Source organism: Reyranella humidisoli, assembly GCF_019039055.1.
Taxonomy (GTDB): domain Bacteria; phylum Pseudomonadota; class Alphaproteobacteria; order Reyranellales; family Reyranellaceae; genus Reyranella; species Reyranella humidisoli.
Map to the genome: position 1 here is coordinate 52939 of NZ_JAHOPB010000003.1, position 16641 is coordinate 69579.

Here is a 16641-nt window from a genome sequence, read left to right on the forward strand (position 1 = left end):
CTAGCGGGCGTTGAGCACGGCGGTGCAGGCCGCCGGCAGCTTCGGCTTGTAGGGCTTGGGCGGCGTGGTCGGAGGGACGACCGGCGCCTTGCGGAACCACGAGTCCAGTGCCTCGCCGCAGCCGTCGTCATGCGCATAGTCCGCCTGCGGCTGGCATTGCGGATTGCCGGGTGGGCAATACAGGCGGATGTGGAAGTGCGAGTCGTGCCCGTACCAGGGCACCACCTTGCGCAGCCATGAGCGGTCGCCGCCGACCGTCTGGCAGAGCCGCTGCTTGATCCATTTGTTCACGAACATCCGGTCGAGGTTCGGCATCTGCGCCGCCGTCCGGAGCAGGAACACATGCTGCTCGTTGAAGACCGCATCGTCGATGCCGCTGTCGTCGGCGAGCACCAGGGAGCGCAGGCGCGGATTCTCGCGGTCGGCCGGCGCGCGGCGCGCGCCCGGCTGACGCTCGAACCAGATGTCGGCGTCGAGTCCGATCTGGTGGCTGGCGTGGCCGGAAGGGGCGGGACCGCCGCGGGGCTGGCCAATGTCGCCGATGTAGAGATGGGCCTGGCCCGCCGCCCGCATCTTCTCCGCCAGGGTCTTGATGAAGTCGATGGTGACCGGCTGGCCCCAGTAGCGGTTGCGGCTGACGCGGATGGCCTCGTATCCGGGGCCCTCCAGCGGCAGCGCCTGCGCGCCCTGCAGGCAGCCTGCGGTGTAGAAGCCGATCGATTGCGTCGCACCGGGCGACGGCGTCGTCACGGTGGCCCAGTCGTTGGCTCCAGCCGCACCGGTCAGGGAAAGGAAAACCGCGAGTAGCGGAACCAGAAAACGCACCATCTTGTTGGCACGATAGTCGCTCGCTAAGACTTTGCCCATGGCCGACTACGAGTTCCTCCGGATCGAACGCCACGGCGCCGTCACGTCACTGACACTGAACAGGCCGCAGCGGCGTAACGCGCTGACGCACCGCATGATGCTCGAACTGGAAGACGCCTTCGTGGGCGTCGGGCGGGACGGCAGCTGCCGCGTCCTGGTGTTGCGCGGGGCGGGCGGGCATTTCTGCGCCGGCGGCGATCTCGACGCGATGGCCGACCTGCCGCCGCTGCCGGCCTCGGGGGCAGACCCGCTGGTGCCCGCCTATCGCCAGTTCGGCAACGCTCTGCTGGCGCTCGATGGCCTGCCGCAGGCGACCGTCGCGGTGGTCGAGGGCTCGACGGTCGGCGCCGGCTTTGGCATGGCCTGCTGCTCGGACGCGGTGATCCTGCACCACAGCGCGCGCTTCGGAATCCCCGAGCCCAAGGTCGGTTTCATCCCCTCGCAGATCATCCCGTTCCTGGTGCGCCGGATGGGCGAAGGGCCGGTGCGCGACCTGGCCGTTACGGGGTGCGTGATCGATGCCGTCGAGGCGCATCGGCTGGGAGTCGGGCGCTATCTCTGCGCCACCGGAGACGAGGTCGAGGCGACCCTGCGAGGCCTGCTCGACGACATTCTGAAGATGGAGCCCAAGGCGCTGGCGGTCGCCAAGCGGCTGGTGATGTCCTGCGCGACGAAGGAAGATCGCGTCGTGATGGACGAGGCGGCCGAAAGTCTGGTCGGCCTGCTGCGGCAGCCGGAAGCGGCCGAAGGGATCAGGCATTTCATGGCGAAGACCACGCCCTCATGGGCCAAGAGGTAGGCATGCGAAACTATCGCCACATCGAAGTCAGGCCGGTCGCCGGCGCCCTCGGCGCCGAGATCCATGGCGTGGACATGTCGCAGGATCTGGAAGCCGACGTCGTGGCCGAAATCCGACAGGCCTTTCTCGACCATCTCGTGATCTTCCTGCGCGGCCAGACCGTTACGCCGCCGCAGCAACTCGCCTTTGCCCGCAAGTTCGGCGATCCGGTCGAGTATCCGCAGCTCAAGGGGCTGCCCGAATCGCCGATGATCACGCCCGTCGTCAAGCTCGAGCACGAGCGCAACAATTTTGGCGGCATCTGGCATTCGGACACGACCTACCTGCAGGTGCCGCCGATGGGGAGCATGCTGCTCGCGCGCGAGGTTCCGCCGTTCGGTGGAGACACCCTGTTCGCCAACCAGTATCTCGCCTACGAGGCGCTGTCGGACGGGTTGAAGGCGACGCTCGACGGGCTGGTCGGCGTGAGTTCCTCGGCCAAGGCCGACGTGACCAAGACTCGCGAAGACCGCATGAAGGCCGCCGGTGCGGAGCTCAAGATGCTGACCGCCGAGCATCCGATCGTGCGCACCCATCCCGAGACCGGCCGCAAGGCGCTCTACACGTCCGACGCGCACACCGCACACATCAGGGGTTGGACCGAGAAGGAAAGCCTGCCGCTGCTGCGCTTTCTGTGGGAGCATCAGACGCGACCGGAGTTCACCTGCCGCTTCCGTTGGGAGGCTGGGTCGCTGGCCTTCTGGGATAATCGCTGCGCGATGCACAATCCCATCAACGATTATCACGGCTTCCGGCGCGTCATGCACCGCATCACCCTCGCCGGCGACAAGCCGCGGTAACGGAGAAGCACATGTCCGGATTGGGAGGTCTGCTGGCCGTCCTGCTGCTGGTCGCGGCCAACGGGTTCTTCGTCGCCGCCGAATTCTCCCTGGTCGCCGTCCGCCGCAGCCGCGTGATCGAGCTGGCTGCGTCGGGGCGGGGAAATGCCCAGGCGCTGGTGCGTGCCCTCGACCGTCTGGATTCGAATCTCGCGGCGACGCAGCTCGGTATCACCATCTCCTCCCTGGCCTTGGGCTGGATCGGGGAACCGGCCATCGCGCACCTGATCGAAAAGCCGCTCGCCGGGATCTGGGGCACGACGGCCGGAATCAGCGCCTATGCCATCGCCGTCGGCATCTCGTTCGTCATCATCACGGCCCTGCATATCGTGCTGGGCGAACTCGCGCCGAAGAGCCTCGCGCTTCAGCGCAGCGAGGGCACGGCCCTCTGGGTGGTCCGCCCGCTCGGCGTCTTCCTGTGGCTGCTGCGGCCGGCGATCTACGTGCTGAATGGCGCGGGCAATCTCGTTCTGAGGATGTGCGGCCTGCGGCCGGGGACGAGCGAGGAATCGCTGCACTCGCCGGGCGAGCTGAAATTGCTGGTCGCTGCGAGCCAGGATGCCGGGCTTCTTCAGGACGCGCAGGAAGAGATCGTCATGCGGGCGCTGGACATCGGCAACCGTCGGATCGGCGAGATCATGACACCGCGAACCGGCCTCGACTGGATCGACGTCAACGATTCACCCGAGGAGATCATGCGGACGGTTCGGGAGAGCCCCTACGAGCAGATGCTGGTCGGCCGCGGCAGCGTCGACGATCTGCTGGGAGCCGTCACCAAGACCGATCTGCTGAACCAGATCCTGCGCGGCGGCACGCTCGACCCCGCAGCGGCGGTCGGGGCGCCGCTGATGGTTCACGAAGCGATGCCCATTTTCAAGGTACTGGAGCAATTCAAGCAGGCCCCGGTGCGGCTCGCCGTGGTGGTCGACGAATATGGCGGTATCGAAGGCATCGTCACCCAGGCCGATCTGCTGGAGGCACTGGCGGGCGACATTCCGGAGATCCTGGGCGAGGGCCCCGACATCGTGGAACGAGAGGACGGTTCTCTGCTGATCGACGGCATGGCGCCGGTGCATTCGACACTCGACCGGCTGGGCCTTCGGGTGCCGCCGCAGGTCACCACCAAGTTCCACACAATCGCGGGATTCGCGCTGGCCCAGTTCGGTCACCTGCCGGTCGCGGGCGAGCGGTTCACCTATGAGGATTGGACCATCGAGGTCGTCGACATGGATGGAAGGCGCATCGACAAGCTGCTGGCGATGAGGGCGCCGCAACTCGAACTCTGATGAAGCTTTCAGCGTGACGAGGTGGGGGTCATGGTGATGGTGCCGACGGCAAAGCGCGCGGTCTCGCCACGGGTGCCGCCGATGTTGATGTAGGCGAGGTTTTGCCAAGGTTCGACGAAGTTGCGCGCCCAGGGCGACAGCATGTTGCCCGATTGGCCGAGCGGCGTGGCGAAGCGGCTGTTCTCGAGGTCGCTGAAATCGTAGATGCCGCGATAGCCGGCGCCGTGGACGGCGTCGAACGGCCGGTTGCCGCGGAACGAGGGGGAGGCGCGGTTCAGAGTCTGGTTGCCGCCATCGGCCGGGTAGCGCACGGAGGCGATGTTCCGCAGGAGCGGCACGCCGTCGAACAGCGGATGGCGATGCACGGCATGATGCTCGCGGCCCCACTGCCACTTGGTCATATCGGAGCCGTTGCGGCGGGAGATCCAGTCGAGTGCCCGCTCGAGCGCCAGCGCGATGGCGTCCTCGCAGGTTTCGGTCTGCTTGGTGCCGCCGTCGTCGCACCAGCCCGGCTTGTCGCGCAGGATCCGCACCATCAAGGGGACGTCCGGCACGGGAAGCGAATTGTAGAGATCCTCGCCCAGCTCGTCGGCAAGGAGCCCGCGCTGCAGTTCGGCGATCCATGCGTCGTAGATCAATGGCTCCGGCCGTCCTGCGAGCATGAACATGTTCCAGCGACCGAGCAGATCGCGGGCCTGGGCTGCCCGTGCGTTGCGTGGCGCGCCCTTCAGCAGCCAGGGCAGCATCTCGGCGGCATCGAGGGTCATGTTGTCGGCCTGCATCACGATCATGCCGTAGACAGGATGGCGCGGGACCTCGCCCAGGAGCTGAGCGGCCCGGCGCTGGCGGTAGGGCTCGGCCCAGTCCTTGCTGATGAAGTGGCGGTAGTCGTCCGGCACGAGGCGACCGTTGGCGTTGACGATCAGGCCGGCCGGCGGATTGTAGGTGCGCGGCAGCTCGTCGAACGGCACGAAGCCCGCCCAGTCGTATTCGGAGGTCCAGCCGGGCACTGGCATCGAACCGTCGCCCTTGCGCCGGATCGGCACGCGCGCCGGCGAGATCAGGCCGATGTTCCCGGAGGTGTCGGCATAGACCATGTTCTGCATCGGCGAGACGATGCGGCGCGTCGCGGCCAGGAACTCTTCCCAGTTTTGCGCCGAGCCCACACGGGCGAAACCTTCCGCCGACGTGTCGGCCCCGTCGAGCGCCGTGGCCTGCAGCGCGAGCACGTGTCCCTGCGGCGTCAGGCCTTCGCTGCGGCGGACGAAGTCGTCGATCACCGGACCATGCCGCGTCTCGCGCACGCGCATCGTGACGGGCTCGCCCCAGGCGACCTTGATCGTCTCCTCGCGCACCGCGAAGGGGCGGGCGCCGTCGGGCGTGATGTAGCGATTGGGATCGGTGGGATCGACGCGCTCGACGAAGATGTCCTGGCTGTCGAGGTTGGTTGTGGTGAAGCCCCAGCCGATCGTGCCGTTGTGACCGAGCACCACCGCCGGTGAACCGGGCGAGGTGGCGCCGCGAATGTCGAAGCCCGGGCCGACCAGCCGGGCGAGATACCAGACGCCGGGGAATGTGAAGCCGAGATGGGGATCGTTGGCGAGCAGCGGCCGTCCCGATACGGCGTGCGCCCCGGAGAGGACCCACTCGTTGGACGCCATGCGCTTGCGCGTGAATTCGTTGTCGGTCCCGCGGAAGATGCGATCGAGATCGATGTCCTTCACGGCCGACAGAACCATCGACAGGGTCGAGTCCTTGCTATCGCCGGCGGGTTCGATCAGGAACTTGACGCCGTCTTCGCCGATTTTCTGCGAGAGCCGGAGCCGCAGCAGTTCGGCCCGCCAGTTGCCGTCCAGGCCGAGCGCCATCAGCTTTGCCCAGACGAGCGAATCGGCCGGCCGCCAGGGCTCGGGGCGATAACGCCCGCCGGACAGCAGCTTTATCAGCGTGAGCTCCAGGCCGAACTGCTGGTCGTCGTCGGCCAGCCAGGCATTGACGCCGGCGGCATAGGAGTCGAGCCGCGTGCGCATGGCGGGCGAGAGGGCATTCACGCTCTCCGAGGCGCGGCGATAGACGCCGAGGCCGCGCATGGTGCGGTCGCTGTCGACGAGGCCGCTGCCCACCAGCGTGGGCGGCACGAGTTCCGCCAGCCGTCCCTGGCCGATACGGCGCATCAGCTCCATCTGCCAGAAGCGATCCTGCGCGTGGACGTAGCCCAGCGCGAATGAGGCGTCCTCGATCGAGCCCGCGGTGATGTGCGGCACGGCGTTTCGGTCGCGCATGATCTCGACCGGCGCTTTCAGACCGACCAGGTCGAGCTGGCCGCTGTAGCTCGGCAGGGCGCCGCGAACCTGGAAGTAGGTGCCGGCAAGGAAGATCGCGACCGCCAGCGCCGTGCCGACCAGGAACTTGCCCAGGAAGGCTGCGACGCGAACCAACAGCCTCACCGGCTCAACCGCCGAGGTAGGAGAGGATCGTGTCGCGGTCGCTGTCGAGGTCCGGCGCGGGCCGTCGCGTCGTCGGGTCTGGGAAGGCCGACATCTTGAGCGGGTTGCCCGCGAGCTTCAGCGTGCCGCCGCTGCCGTCCGGCACGTCGACCAGCATGTTGCGCGCCGCGACCTGCGGATGCTCGATGGCCTGCGCGATGTTGTTGATCGGGCCACAGGGCACGCCGCCCTTGGACACGACAGCGATCCAGTGATCGGTCGTGTTCGTCTTCAGGACGGACTCGATCTCGTCCTTCAGTTTCTTCTGGCTCTTCTGGCGCAGCGCGTTCGACTTGTAGGCGGGGTCGGTCGCCATGTCGGAGCGGCCGAGCGCCTCGCACATCTTGACGAACAGGCTGTCGTTGCCGGCGGCGATGATCATCGAGCCGTCGGACGTGGCGAAGGCCTCGAACGGCGTGATGGTTGGATGGCGTGCGCCGAGCGGGCCGGGGATTTCCTTCTCGACGGTGTAGCGCATGATCGCGTTCTCAAGCAGCGCGAGCTGGCAGTCGAACATTGCGATATCGACCTTGGTGGACTCGCCGGTCTTGAGCCGGTGCACGATCGCGGCGTTGACGGCGACGGCCGTGTAGAGACCTGCGCCGATGTCGCCGATCGACATGCCGACGCGGCTCGGCGGCTGGCCCTCGTTGCCGGTGATGCTCATGATGCCGCCCTGGCCCTGCATGACCATGTCGTAGGCGGGATCCTTGGAGTTCGGACCGGTATGGCCGAAGCCCGAGGCCGAGGCGTAGATGAGCTGCGGGTATTTGGCGTGCAGCGTCTCCCAGCCGTAACCCAGCTTCTCCATCGTGCCGGGGCGGAAATTCTCGACCACCACGTCGGCCTTCTCGAGCAGCTTCTCGAAGATCTTACGGTCGCCGTCGGCCTTGAGGTCGAGCGCGATGCTCTCCTTGCCGCGGTTGACCGACGCGAAGTAGGTCGACTTGCCGTTCACGAACGGTCCGTAGGCGCGGGCGTCGTCGCCGCCCTTGGGCGGTTCGACCTTGATCACCCTGGCGCCCATCTCGGCCATCAGGAGCGTGCAGTAGGGACCTGCCAGGATGCGGGACAGATCGATCACGAGAATGCCCGACAGGGGGCCCTTGGTATTCTGGGTCATGTCCGGTTCTTAGCCAGTGGATCGCCGCGAATCCAGCCACACATTGACCGCCGCCGCGGAGATGACGATCGCACCGCCAATCAAGGTGAGATCGTCCGGTTTTTCGCCATCGAACAGCCACACCCAGATCGGCCCGAGCACCAGTTCGAGCAGGCCGAGCAGCGAGGCCTGGGCCGCGGGAATCCGCTTCAGGCTCGCCATGTAAAGCAGCAGCCCGATCGCGAGCTGGCCGGGGCTCAGTGCAAAAAGCCAGGGAAGCTGTGCCCAGGTGACGTTTTCCGGATGGGCAAAAGGCAGCGCCACCAGACCCGAGATGAGACCGGCCAGCCAGATCGACGGCGTCATGCCGATGTCGCGGCGGTGCCGCACGACGACATAGTTGCCGCTCATGCACAGGACGACGATCAGCGCGACGGCCATGCCGGCCAGTGCGCCGGGCTGCAGGGAGCCCGCGACGCTGATCGCGAGGCCGACGACGGCCGCTGCCATGGCGACGATCGTGTGACCATGCAGTGGCTCGCCGAGGAAGATGCGGGCGGCGAGCGCGGTGATGAACGGCGTCGCGCCGAACATGATCAGCACGTTGGCGACCGGCGCAAGGCCGAGCGCCAGGATGAAGCTCACGAAACTTCCGGCCAGCAAAACAGCACTCAGCAGTAGCGCCGGCCCGCCGTTGCGCACGTCGATCATGACCTGGCGGCGCTGCCAGATCAGGAGCGGCAGCATGGTGATGACCAGCAGGGCGGAGCGCCAGAACGACACGTCCCATGCGGGAAGGTCGATCCGCCGCACGATGACGCCGGCCGTGCTGAAAACAGCCGCGGCGACGACGGCGAACAGCACACCGAGCAGGGGGGAACTTGGCGAGGCGGCGGACGTTTTCATCGAAACGAAAATGTGAATACGGACCCGCCGTGCCCCCGTCCATCGATTCCCTCGATCTGCCGCCGTTCAAGCCGCGCTTTCCGTGGTGGGGCCCGGACCTCCAGACCATCGCCATTCGGCTGACGTCTGCGCGCGTCTGCGATCTTGCACCTCATACGTGCGAGCGAATGGCCTTCCCGATGGCTGACCGGACCGGCGATATTCTGCTCGGCATGCTGGATCGCCCCGTGGAGCCAGTCGAAGGGCGCCCTCTCATCCTGTTGATCCACGGCCTGACGGGCAGCGAGAACAGTGCCTACATGCTGAACGCGGCGCGTCATCTGCTCGACAGCGGCTATCCGGTGTTGCGGCTCAACCTGCGTGGCTGCGGCCCGTCGCGCCCCTATTGCCGCGAGCATTATCATGTCGGTCGCACCGCCGATTTCAGGCGCATCCTGTCCCAGCTTCCCGAGGAACTCTCGGAAAACGGGGTCGTGGCGATCGGCTACTCGCTGGGCGGCGCCATGCTCCTGAAATATCTGGGTGAGGAGGGTTCGTTCTCGCCGCTGCTCGGCGCGGCCACCATCTGCGCGCCGATCGACCTCTCGCGCACCTGCAGGCACATGATGCGCGCGCGCAACTGGCTCTATCACACCTATCTTCTGAACGACATGAAGGCCGAGGCGCTGGCGACCGGCGCGCTGACGACGCCGGAAGAACGCGAGATCATCAAGTCCGCGCGCAGCGTCTGGGACTACGACGACCGGTTCATCTCGCCGCGCTACGGCTTCCGCGGCGCCGAGGACTATTACGAGCTGTGTTCGCCGCTCACCTTCATGCCCGAGATCCGCGTGCCGACCATGGTCATCGCCTCGTGCGACGATCCTTGGATCCCCGTCGAGTACTACCGGGAGTTCAACTGGTCCGACAATCCGTCGCTCGTGCCGCTGATGCCGCCGGCCGGTGGTCATATCGGCTTCCATGCTCATGATAGCGCCCGGCCCTGGTGCGATCTTGCGGTGCAGAAATTCATCGACCGGCTTGCTACCATCGAGGCGTGAGCCTCGACCTTCCGCCGTTCCGTCCGCGCTTCCCCTGGTGGGGCGCGGATCTCCAGACCCTCGCCAACTACCTGCGGCCGCCGCAGCGAGATCTCGCGCCGCACACGTCCGAGCGCCTGACGATAGACCTGCGTGACGGGACGGGTGACCGGCTGATCTGCACCCTCGACCGGCCGGCAGCGCCGAAACGGGATACGCCACTCACGATCCTGATCCACGGCCTGACCGGATCGCAGGAGAGTTTCTACATCTACAGCATGGCACGGCGGCTGCTCGATGGCGGGCAACGAGTCCTGCGAATCAACCTGCGCGGTGCCGGCCCGTCGCGCGCCACCTGTCGCGGCCAATACTATGCCGGTCGCAGCCGGGATTTCCGCGCGCTGCTGACGAACCTGCCGGCTGACCTGACCCATGCGGGCCTGAGGGCGGTCGGCTATTCGCTGGGCGGCGCAATGCTGCTCAAGTATCTCGGCGAGGAGGGTGAGGCCGCGTCGTTGCAGGCAGCCGCGACCGTCTGCGCGCCGATCGATCTGTCGGCGACCTGTCGCCGGATGCTGCAGGCCCGCAACGTCGTCTATCACCGTCACCTCCTTCGAATGATGAAGATCGAGGCAACGGCAGAGGGTGCGGCGATCTCCACGGCCGAGCGCGCGGCGATTCTGGGTTCCCGGTCCGTTTGGGATTACGACGAGGTCTTCATCGCCCCGCGCCATGGTTTTGCCGGAGCTGAAGATTATTATGAGCGCTGCAAGCCCGTCGCCTTCATGGGGGCGATCCGCGTGCCGACGTTGGTTCTGGCCGCCCTCGACGATCCCTGGATTCCCGGCGGGCTCTACAGCGGCTACGATTGGGCGGGAAATCAAGCGCTCGTGCCGGCATTGCCGGCGCACGGCGGCCATGTCGGCTTCCATGGCGCCGGCAGCCGGCATCCCTGGAGCGACCAGACCGTCATGAGGTTCTTCGAACGTGGGTGAGACCGAGCCAATGGCGATGATCGTAGGCGTGGCCTGTTCGGCGGTCGCGCTCGTGCTGGCGTGGCGGGCCTATCGTGGGGCTGCGGAAGAGCAGGAGCGCCGCAAGCGCGAGCGGGAGGAGCGGGAACGCTCCGGCCGTCTATAATTTTCCGACCATCCGGCGTCCTGAGCGGAGCGCTGAAGCGCGTAGTCGAAGGACCTCTTTTCGCTTTGACACACCGTGCGCCGGAAAAGAGGCCCTTCGACTGCGCCGCCCTTCGGGCGGCTTCGCTCAGGGCGACGAGGATTTGTTCTAGTTGAGTTGCAGCGGTTCGGCCGGCGGGCCGTCGCGCAGCAGGGCCGGCAGCAGTGTGCCCAGGTCGAGTGGTTCGAAGCGTTCCGAGGAGCTCGCGATCTCGTCGGCGGTCCACCACCGGTGGCCGCGCGTCCAGCTCCGCTCCTTCTCGTCGAGCCCCGACATGTCGACTTCAGTGCGGTCGGTGCGGGCCAGGAAGAAGCGTTCCTTGTGCAGAACGTCCTTGCCGCGCCAGCTCATGCGGCGCTCGCGCGACCACACCCAGCGCGGCGTGTCGATCACCGGCAATTTGGTCTCCTCGCCGGCCTCGCGCACGGCCGCCTCGGCATAATCCTCGCCCGGATCGACCATGCCGCCGATCATCACCCAGAACGGATCGAAGAACGGCTTGGCCGGATCGAATACCTTGGGATCGTGGACGTTGAACAGGAACAGCCGGTCCTCGGGATCGAGCAGGACGAGCCGGGCCGAGGGACGTTCGATCATGGGCGCTCGATCATCTGGACTTGAGCAGTCGCGCGGCGTCGATCGCGCCGTAGGTCAGGATGCCGTCGCAGCCCGCGCGCTTGAAGCCGGTCAGCGTCTCGATCAGCACTTTGTTCCAGTCGAGCCAGCCGCGATCGGCCGCGCCCTTCAGCATCGCGTACTCGCCGCTCACCTGGTAGGCGTAGGTCGGCACGCCGAACGTGTCCTTCACGCGACGCACGATGTCGAGATAGGGCAGGCCGGGCTTCACCATGACCATATCGGCGCCTTCCTCGATGTCGAAGCCCACTTCGCGTAGCGCCTCGTCGGAATTGGCGTAGTCCATCTGGTAGGTCTTCTTGTCGCCCTTCAGCGCGCCCGAGCTGCCGATGGCGTCGCGGAACGGGTTGTAGAAAGCCGAGGCGTACTTGGCGGCGTACGACATGATCTGCTCGTGCTGGAATCCCTTGGCGTCCAGCGCGGCGCGGATGGCGCCGATGCGGCCGTCCATCATGTCCGACGGCGCCTGGATGTCGGCCCCGGCCTCGGTCTGGACGATCGCCTGTTTGACCAGCGCCTCTACCGATTCGTCGTTCAGGATGCGGCCGTCGCGCACGATGCCATCGTGGCCGTCGCTGTTGAACGGGTCGAGCGCCACGTCGCAGACAATGCCGATGTCCGGGACGGCCTTCTTCGCGGCGGTGATGGCACGGCAGACGAGATTGCCCGGATTGTAGGCCTCGCGTGCGTCGGGCGTCTTGGCCTTGGGATCGGTCTCGGGGAAGATCGCGATGGCGGGAATGCCGAGATCGCGGGCCTCCTTCGCAGCCTCTGCAAAGAGGTCGATCGAGAGGCGGTCGACGCCCGGCATGGAGGCGACTGGGGTGCGGGCGTTGGTGCCTTCCTGGACGAAGACCGGCCAGATCAGGTCGTCGACGGAGAGCCTGTGCTCGGCGACGAGGCGGCGGGACCATTCCTCGCCGCGGTTGCGGCGCAGGCGGGTCGTGGGATAGCGGCCGAGGGTCGTGAAACGGGCGGACATGAACCGCCTTATGGCGCGAACCGTGGAGGGCCGCAATGCGGCTCCTTTTCCTGCGGAAAGCCGCCACCAGACTTGATACGGTCTGCCCGATGGATTTTACGCTTTCAGAGGACCAGCAGGCATTCCGGGACACGGCCCGGCAGTTCGCGACAGATCGCATGCTGCCGCAGGCCGCGCGCTGGGACGCCGAGAAAATCTTTCCGGAGGAGGTGCTGCGCGAAGCGGCGGCACTCGGCTTCGGCGGCATCTACGTGCGCGACGACGTCGGCGGCAGCGGCCTCAGCCGGTTCGATGCGGCTCTGATCATGGAAGAGCTGTCGGCGGCGTGTCCCAGCACGGCGGCCTACATCTCGATCCACAACATGGCCGCCTGGATGATCGACGCTTTCGGCGACGAGGATCAGCGCCGGCGGTTCCTGCCCAGGCTCTGCTCCATGGAGCATTTCGCGAGCTATTGCCTTACCGAGCCGGGCGCAGGCTCGGATGCGGCGGCGCTGTCGACGCGCGCCGAACTGCAGGGCGACCATTACGTGCTGAACGGCAGCAAGGCCTTCATCTCGGGCGGCGGCCGGAGCGACATCTATGTCGTGATGCTGCGCACCGGAGGAGCGGGAGCCAGCGGCGTCTCGACCCTGGTGGTCGAGGCGGGGACGCCCGGCCTGTCGTTCGGCAAGCAGGAGAACAAGCTCGGCTGGAACAGCCAGCCGACAGCCTCGGTGATCTTCGAGAACTGCAAGGTGCCGGTCGCCAACCGGCTCGGCCCCGAGGGGCACGGCTTCAAGATCGCGATGATGGGTCTCGACGGAGGGCGCATCAATATCGGCGCCTGCTCGCTGGGCGGCGCGCGTGCCTGCCTGGAGACGGCGTCGCGCTATGTCGTGGAGCGCAAGCAGTTCGGCAAGCCGCTGGCCGACTTCCAGGCGACTCAGTTCAAGCTCGCCGACATGGCGACCGAGCTCGATGCCGCGCGACTCCTGATCTGGCGTGCGGCGTCGTTGCTGGACGCCAAGTCGCCCGAGGCGACGCAGGCCGCCGCCATGGGCAAGCGCTTCGCGACCGACGCCGGCTTCCGGGTGGTCAACGAGGCGCTGCAATTGCATGGCGGATACGGCTACTTGAAGGATTTCCCGCTGGAGCGCTATCTCCGCGACCTGCGCGTGCACCAGATCCTCGAAGGCACCAACGAGATCATGCGCGTGATCATTTCGCGAAGGCTCTTGATGAGCTGACGCAGCCCGTGTCATCCCGAGCGTAGCGAGGGATCCTTCGCGGCAGTTTAAGGATCCCTCACTACGCTCGGGATGGCACCGAATTTGGAGTTTGAATTGTCCGAAGCTGAAATTCTGTTCGATGTGAAGGATGGGCTGGGCGTCATGACGCTCAACCGGCCCAAGGTCCTCAATTCGCTGTCGCACGGCATCATCCTCGAGATGGAGCGCGTGATGCCTGAGTGGGAGAAGGATCCTTCCATCAAGGCGGTGGTGCTGCGCGGCGCGGGCGACCGGGCTTTCTCCGCTGGTGGTGACGTGGCGGGACTTTATCGCGAGATGCGCGACAATCCCGCGGGTACGCTGCGGCGCGATTTCTTCCGCGACGAGTACATCGTCAACCGCCGCATCTACCGCTACGCCAAGCCGTGGATCTCGCTGATCGACGGCATCAACATGGGCGGTGGCGTCGGCCTCTCGGCGCACGGCTCCCATTCGGTGGTGACCGAGAAATATCTCTTCGCCATGCCGGAAACGACCATCGGTCTCTTTCCCGATGTCGGCGGCGGCTACTTCCTGACGCGCCTTCCGGGTGCGCTCGGCACCTTCCTGGCGCTCACCAGCTATCGCCTCAAGGCGGCGGACGCGGTGTGGGCGGGTATCGCGAATGCCTTCGTGCCGAGCGCCAAGATCGACGAGCTGCAGGCGGCTCTCGGCGCGGCCGATCTCTCCGGCCCGCGCGCCAACGAGAAGGTCGATGCCGTGATCGCCAGGTTCCAGGCGGATGCCGGCGACCAGACGCTGCCGGCGCTGATGCCGGAGATCGATCGCTGCTTCTCGGCCGAGACGCTGCAGGAGATCGTGGCGGAGTTGAAGAATTCGAACAGCGAGTTCGCCCAGAAGCAGCTCGCCGCGCTCATGAAGCTCTCGCCGCTGTCGATGGCGATCACGCTGGCGCAGCTCAAGGCCTGCGCCAACAAGTCGTTCGAGGACACGATGACGATCGAGTACCGCATGTCGCAGCGCTGCATGCAGAAGGGCCACGATTTCTTCGAAGGCGTGCGCGCGCTGCTGATCGACAAGGACCAGAAGCCGCAATGGAACCCGCCGACGATCGACGGCGTGACCGCGGCGATGGTCGAGGAGCATTTCAGGCCTGTTGTGAACGATCTGTTCTTCGACTGAAGCGGCAGCAAACCAAACGGAGGAAACCATGGCGAAGATCGCCTTCATCGGTCTCGGCAATATGGGCGGCCCGATGGCCGCCAACCTGGCAAAGGCGCAGCATCACGTCGTGGCGTTCGACCTGTCGGACGCCGCGGTAAGCGCGGCTGTGGAGAAGGGGGCGCACAAGGCGTCCTCCGCGGCCGAGGCCGTGAAGGGCGCGGAGATCGTCGTCACCATGCTTCCGGCCGGCAAGCATGTCCGCGAGGTCTACGAGAAGGACGTGCTGCCGAACGTCGGAAAGGGCACGCTGCTGATCGACTGCTCGACCATCGACGTGGAAAGCGCGCGCCATGTGGCCGCGCTGGCCGAGAAGGCCGGCATGGACATGGTCGATGCGCCGGTCTCGGGCGGCGTCGGCGGCGCCACCGCGGGCACGCTCACCTTCATGGTGGGCGGCAGCGAGGCGTCGTTCGCCAAGGCCAGGCCCATCCTGGAAAAGATGGGCAAGAACATCGTTCTCGCCGGCACCAGCGGCGGCGGCCAGGCGGCCAAGATCTGCAACAACATGATCCTGGGCATCTCGATGATCGCCGTCAGCGAGGCCTTCATGCTGGCCAAGCGGCTCGGGCTGGACGCGCAGAAGCTGTTCGACGTGGCCTCGACCGCGTCGGGGCAGTGCTGGTCGCTCACCAACTACTGCCCGGTGCCGGGTCCCGTGCCGGCTTCGCCCGCCAACCGCGACTACCAGCCGGGCTTTACGGCGGCGATGATGCTGAAGGACCTGATGCTGGCGCAGCAGGCAGCCAATGCAGCCGGCGCCAGCACGCCGCTCGGCGCGGAAGCCGCGCAACTCTTCAGCCTGTTCGTCAACTCGGGCAACGGCGGCAAGGACTTCTCCGGCATCGTCAAGATGCTGGACGGCAAGTGAGGGGCGCATGATCACGCTCTACGATCTCGCCTTCGAGGAGGACCGCCGCCCCAGCCCGTTCTGCTGGCGCGCCAAGTTCTCTCTCGCCCACAAGGGCCTCGACTACACCGACGTGCCGATGGGATTCACGGAGAAGGAGAAGATCGCCTTCGCCGATTCCAGGACCGTGCCGGTGATCAAGGATGGCGAGAAGCCGGTCAAGGACAGCTGGGCCATCGCCGTCTACCTAGACGACATGTACCCGGAGAAGCTGCTGCTCAAGAGCGAGATGGGGCGATCCTACGCACGCTTCATCAACGGCTGGGCGGACACCGTCATCAATGCAGCGCTCTTCCCGCTGATCGTGGGCGATCTCTACGATCGGGTCAGGCCCGAGGACAAACCCTACTTCGCGGAGTCCCGGGGCGCGCGGCTGGGCACGAAGGACTTCACCGCTTTCCAGGAACGGGCCAGAGAGAAGGGGCTCGCGACGCTCCGCACAGCCCTCGAACCGGCGCGCCGGGCCTTGCGCGAGCAGAAGTTCCTGTCGGGCGCCGAAGCGGCCTATCCGGATTACATTCTCGCCGGCAGCTTCATGTGGCCACGCACGATCAGCCCGCTCGAGTTGCTTGATGCCGACGATCCGGTCCATGCTTGGCGCGAGCGCATGCTCGACCTGTTCGACGGCATGGCCCGCAAGGCGAAGACGGCGTGATGCCAGGCACGTTGGACACGCCGTTCGATCCGGCACAGCATCGCTTCGGGCCGGCGCACTGGTTCGAGGACCTTTCGGTCGGGCAGAAGTTCTACATCAACTCGCGGACGCAGACCGAGGCGCTGTTCTCGGCCTTCCAACTCGCGAGCGGCGACAACCATCCGATCCACTACGACCGGGAATACTGCAAGGCGCTGGGCCATCGGGACATGCTGGCCCACGGGCTGCAGGTCGCGATCCAGGGTGCGGCCGGTGGCGGCATCTTCCCGCATTTCGTGGGCGAATCGCTGGTCGGCTTCCTGGAGCAGTCCTCGCGATTCCTGAAGCCTGTCTATGTCGGCGACACGCTCTATCCGATGCTGGAAGTGACCGACCTCAAGCCGGGACGTACCACGGGCGTCGCCGTCCTGAAGCTCACCATTCACAACCAGAAGGGCGAACTGGTGTGCGATGGCGAGCACAAGTATCTTGTGAAGAAGCGGCCGCAATAGACGGCAGGAGGAG

The 16641-nt window shown here is 66.3% G+C and carries 17 protein-coding genes; 11 read left to right on the forward strand and 6 right to left on the reverse strand.

The features are described from left to right. Positions 1-867, reverse strand: coding sequence for a penicillin-insensitive murein endopeptidase (gene mepA / locus KQ910_RS23685; RefSeq protein WP_229600953.1), 867 nt, complete (start codon positions 865-867; stop codon positions 1-3). Here mepA and KQ910_RS23690 point away from each other — a divergent pair. The 3 genes from KQ910_RS23690 to KQ910_RS23700 are packed head-to-tail and all read left to right on the forward strand — an operon-like array spanning position 866 to position 3830. Then, on the forward strand, positions 866-1666 hold the full coding sequence (locus KQ910_RS23690) for an enoyl-CoA hydratase/isomerase family protein (protein WP_216965973.1): 801 nt from the start codon (positions 866-868) through the stop codon (positions 1664-1666). The genes mepA and KQ910_RS23690 overlap by 2 nt on opposite strands. A gap of 2 nt (positions 1667-1668) precedes the next feature. Continuing rightward, positions 1669-2505 (forward strand): TauD/TfdA dioxygenase family protein, encoded by an 837-nt coding sequence (locus KQ910_RS23695; RefSeq protein ID WP_216965974.1) that lies wholly within the window; start codon positions 1669-1671, stop codon positions 2503-2505. Between the two features lie 11 nt (positions 2506-2516). Beyond that, entirely contained in the window at positions 2517-3830 is a 1314-nt protein-coding gene (locus KQ910_RS23700) for a hemolysin family protein (protein ID WP_216965975.1), read from the forward strand. A gap of 8 nt (positions 3831-3838) precedes the next feature. Here KQ910_RS23700 and KQ910_RS23705 read toward each other — a convergent pair whose 3' ends face one another. The 3 genes from KQ910_RS23705 to KQ910_RS23715 are packed head-to-tail and all read right to left on the reverse strand — an operon-like array spanning position 3839 to position 8324. After that, on the reverse strand, positions 3839-6268 hold the full coding sequence (locus tag KQ910_RS23705) for a penicillin acylase family protein (protein WP_216965977.1): 2430 nt from the start codon (positions 6266-6268) through the stop codon (positions 3839-3841). 13 nt (positions 6269-6281) lie between these two features. Continuing rightward, positions 6282-7439, reverse strand: a complete 1158-nt coding sequence (locus KQ910_RS23710) for a CaiB/BaiF CoA transferase family protein (RefSeq protein ID WP_216965978.1) — start codon at positions 7437-7439, stop codon at positions 6282-6284. Between the two features lie 9 nt (positions 7440-7448). Beyond that, the gene (locus tag KQ910_RS23715) at positions 7449-8324 is read right to left on the reverse strand and encodes a DMT family transporter (RefSeq protein ID WP_216965980.1); all 876 of its coding nucleotides are present in this window, start codon (positions 8322-8324) and stop codon (positions 7449-7451) included. 179 nt (positions 8325-8503) lie between these two features. On the opposite strand from KQ910_RS23715, the gene KQ910_RS23720 reads away from it, so the two are divergent. Genes KQ910_RS23720 through KQ910_RS27040 form a run of 3 tightly spaced genes read left to right on the forward strand, consistent with a single transcriptional unit; the run spans position 8504 to position 10483 of the window. After that, complete coding sequence (locus KQ910_RS23720; RefSeq protein WP_216965983.1) at positions 8504-9364, forward strand: YheT family hydrolase; 861 nt, start codon at positions 8504-8506, stop codon at positions 9362-9364. Next, on the forward strand, positions 9361-10338 hold the full coding sequence (locus KQ910_RS23725; RefSeq protein ID WP_216965985.1) for a YheT family hydrolase: 978 nt from the start codon (positions 9361-9363) through the stop codon (positions 10336-10338). The genes KQ910_RS23720 and KQ910_RS23725 overlap by 4 nt, the downstream gene beginning before the upstream one ends. 10 nt (positions 10339-10348) lie before the next feature. Further along, the gene (locus KQ910_RS27040) at positions 10349-10483 is read left to right on the forward strand and encodes a hypothetical protein (protein WP_255560328.1); all 135 of its coding nucleotides are present in this window, start codon (positions 10349-10351) and stop codon (positions 10481-10483) included. A 147-nt stretch (positions 10484-10630) separates the two neighbouring features. Here the strand turns inward: KQ910_RS27040 and KQ910_RS23730 are convergent, their stop codons facing one another. Beyond that, positions 10631-11119: an NUDIX hydrolase gene (locus KQ910_RS23730; protein ID WP_216965987.1), complete on the reverse strand. Its 489-nt coding sequence runs from the start codon at positions 11117-11119 to the stop codon at positions 10631-10633. 10 nt (positions 11120-11129) lie between these two features. Next, the gene (hemB, locus tag KQ910_RS23735) at positions 11130-12140 is read right to left on the reverse strand and encodes a porphobilinogen synthase (RefSeq protein ID WP_216965989.1); all 1011 of its coding nucleotides are present in this window, start codon (positions 12138-12140) and stop codon (positions 11130-11132) included. An 89-nt stretch (positions 12141-12229) separates the two neighbouring features. Here hemB and KQ910_RS23740 point away from each other — a divergent pair, with 89 nt between their 5' ends. The 5 genes from KQ910_RS23740 (at position 12230) to KQ910_RS23760 (ending at position 16628) form a co-directional block, all read left to right on the forward strand. Then, positions 12230-13369, forward strand: coding sequence for an isobutyryl-CoA dehydrogenase (locus KQ910_RS23740; RefSeq protein WP_216966730.1), 1140 nt, complete (start codon positions 12230-12232; stop codon positions 13367-13369). 96 nt (positions 13370-13465) lie between these two features. Beyond that, on the forward strand, positions 13466-14533 hold the full coding sequence (locus KQ910_RS23745; protein WP_216965991.1) for an enoyl-CoA hydratase/isomerase family protein: 1068 nt from the start codon (positions 13466-13468) through the stop codon (positions 14531-14533). Positions 14534-14561: 28 nt separating this feature from the next. Then, the gene (gene mmsB / locus KQ910_RS23750) at positions 14562-15443 is read left to right on the forward strand and encodes a 3-hydroxyisobutyrate dehydrogenase (protein ID WP_216965993.1); all 882 of its coding nucleotides are present in this window, start codon (positions 14562-14564) and stop codon (positions 15441-15443) included. 7 nt (positions 15444-15450) lie between these two features. Then, positions 15451-16137 (forward strand): glutathione S-transferase N-terminal domain-containing protein, encoded by a 687-nt coding sequence (locus KQ910_RS23755; protein WP_216965995.1) that lies wholly within the window; start codon positions 15451-15453, stop codon positions 16135-16137. Further along, a complete protein-coding gene (locus KQ910_RS23760) occupies positions 16137-16628 on the forward strand; it encodes a MaoC family dehydratase (RefSeq protein WP_216965997.1) in 492 nt (163 codons plus the stop codon). Before KQ910_RS23755 ends, KQ910_RS23760 begins: the two co-directional genes overlap by 1 nt. Positions 16629-16641 lie beyond the last annotated feature (13 nt).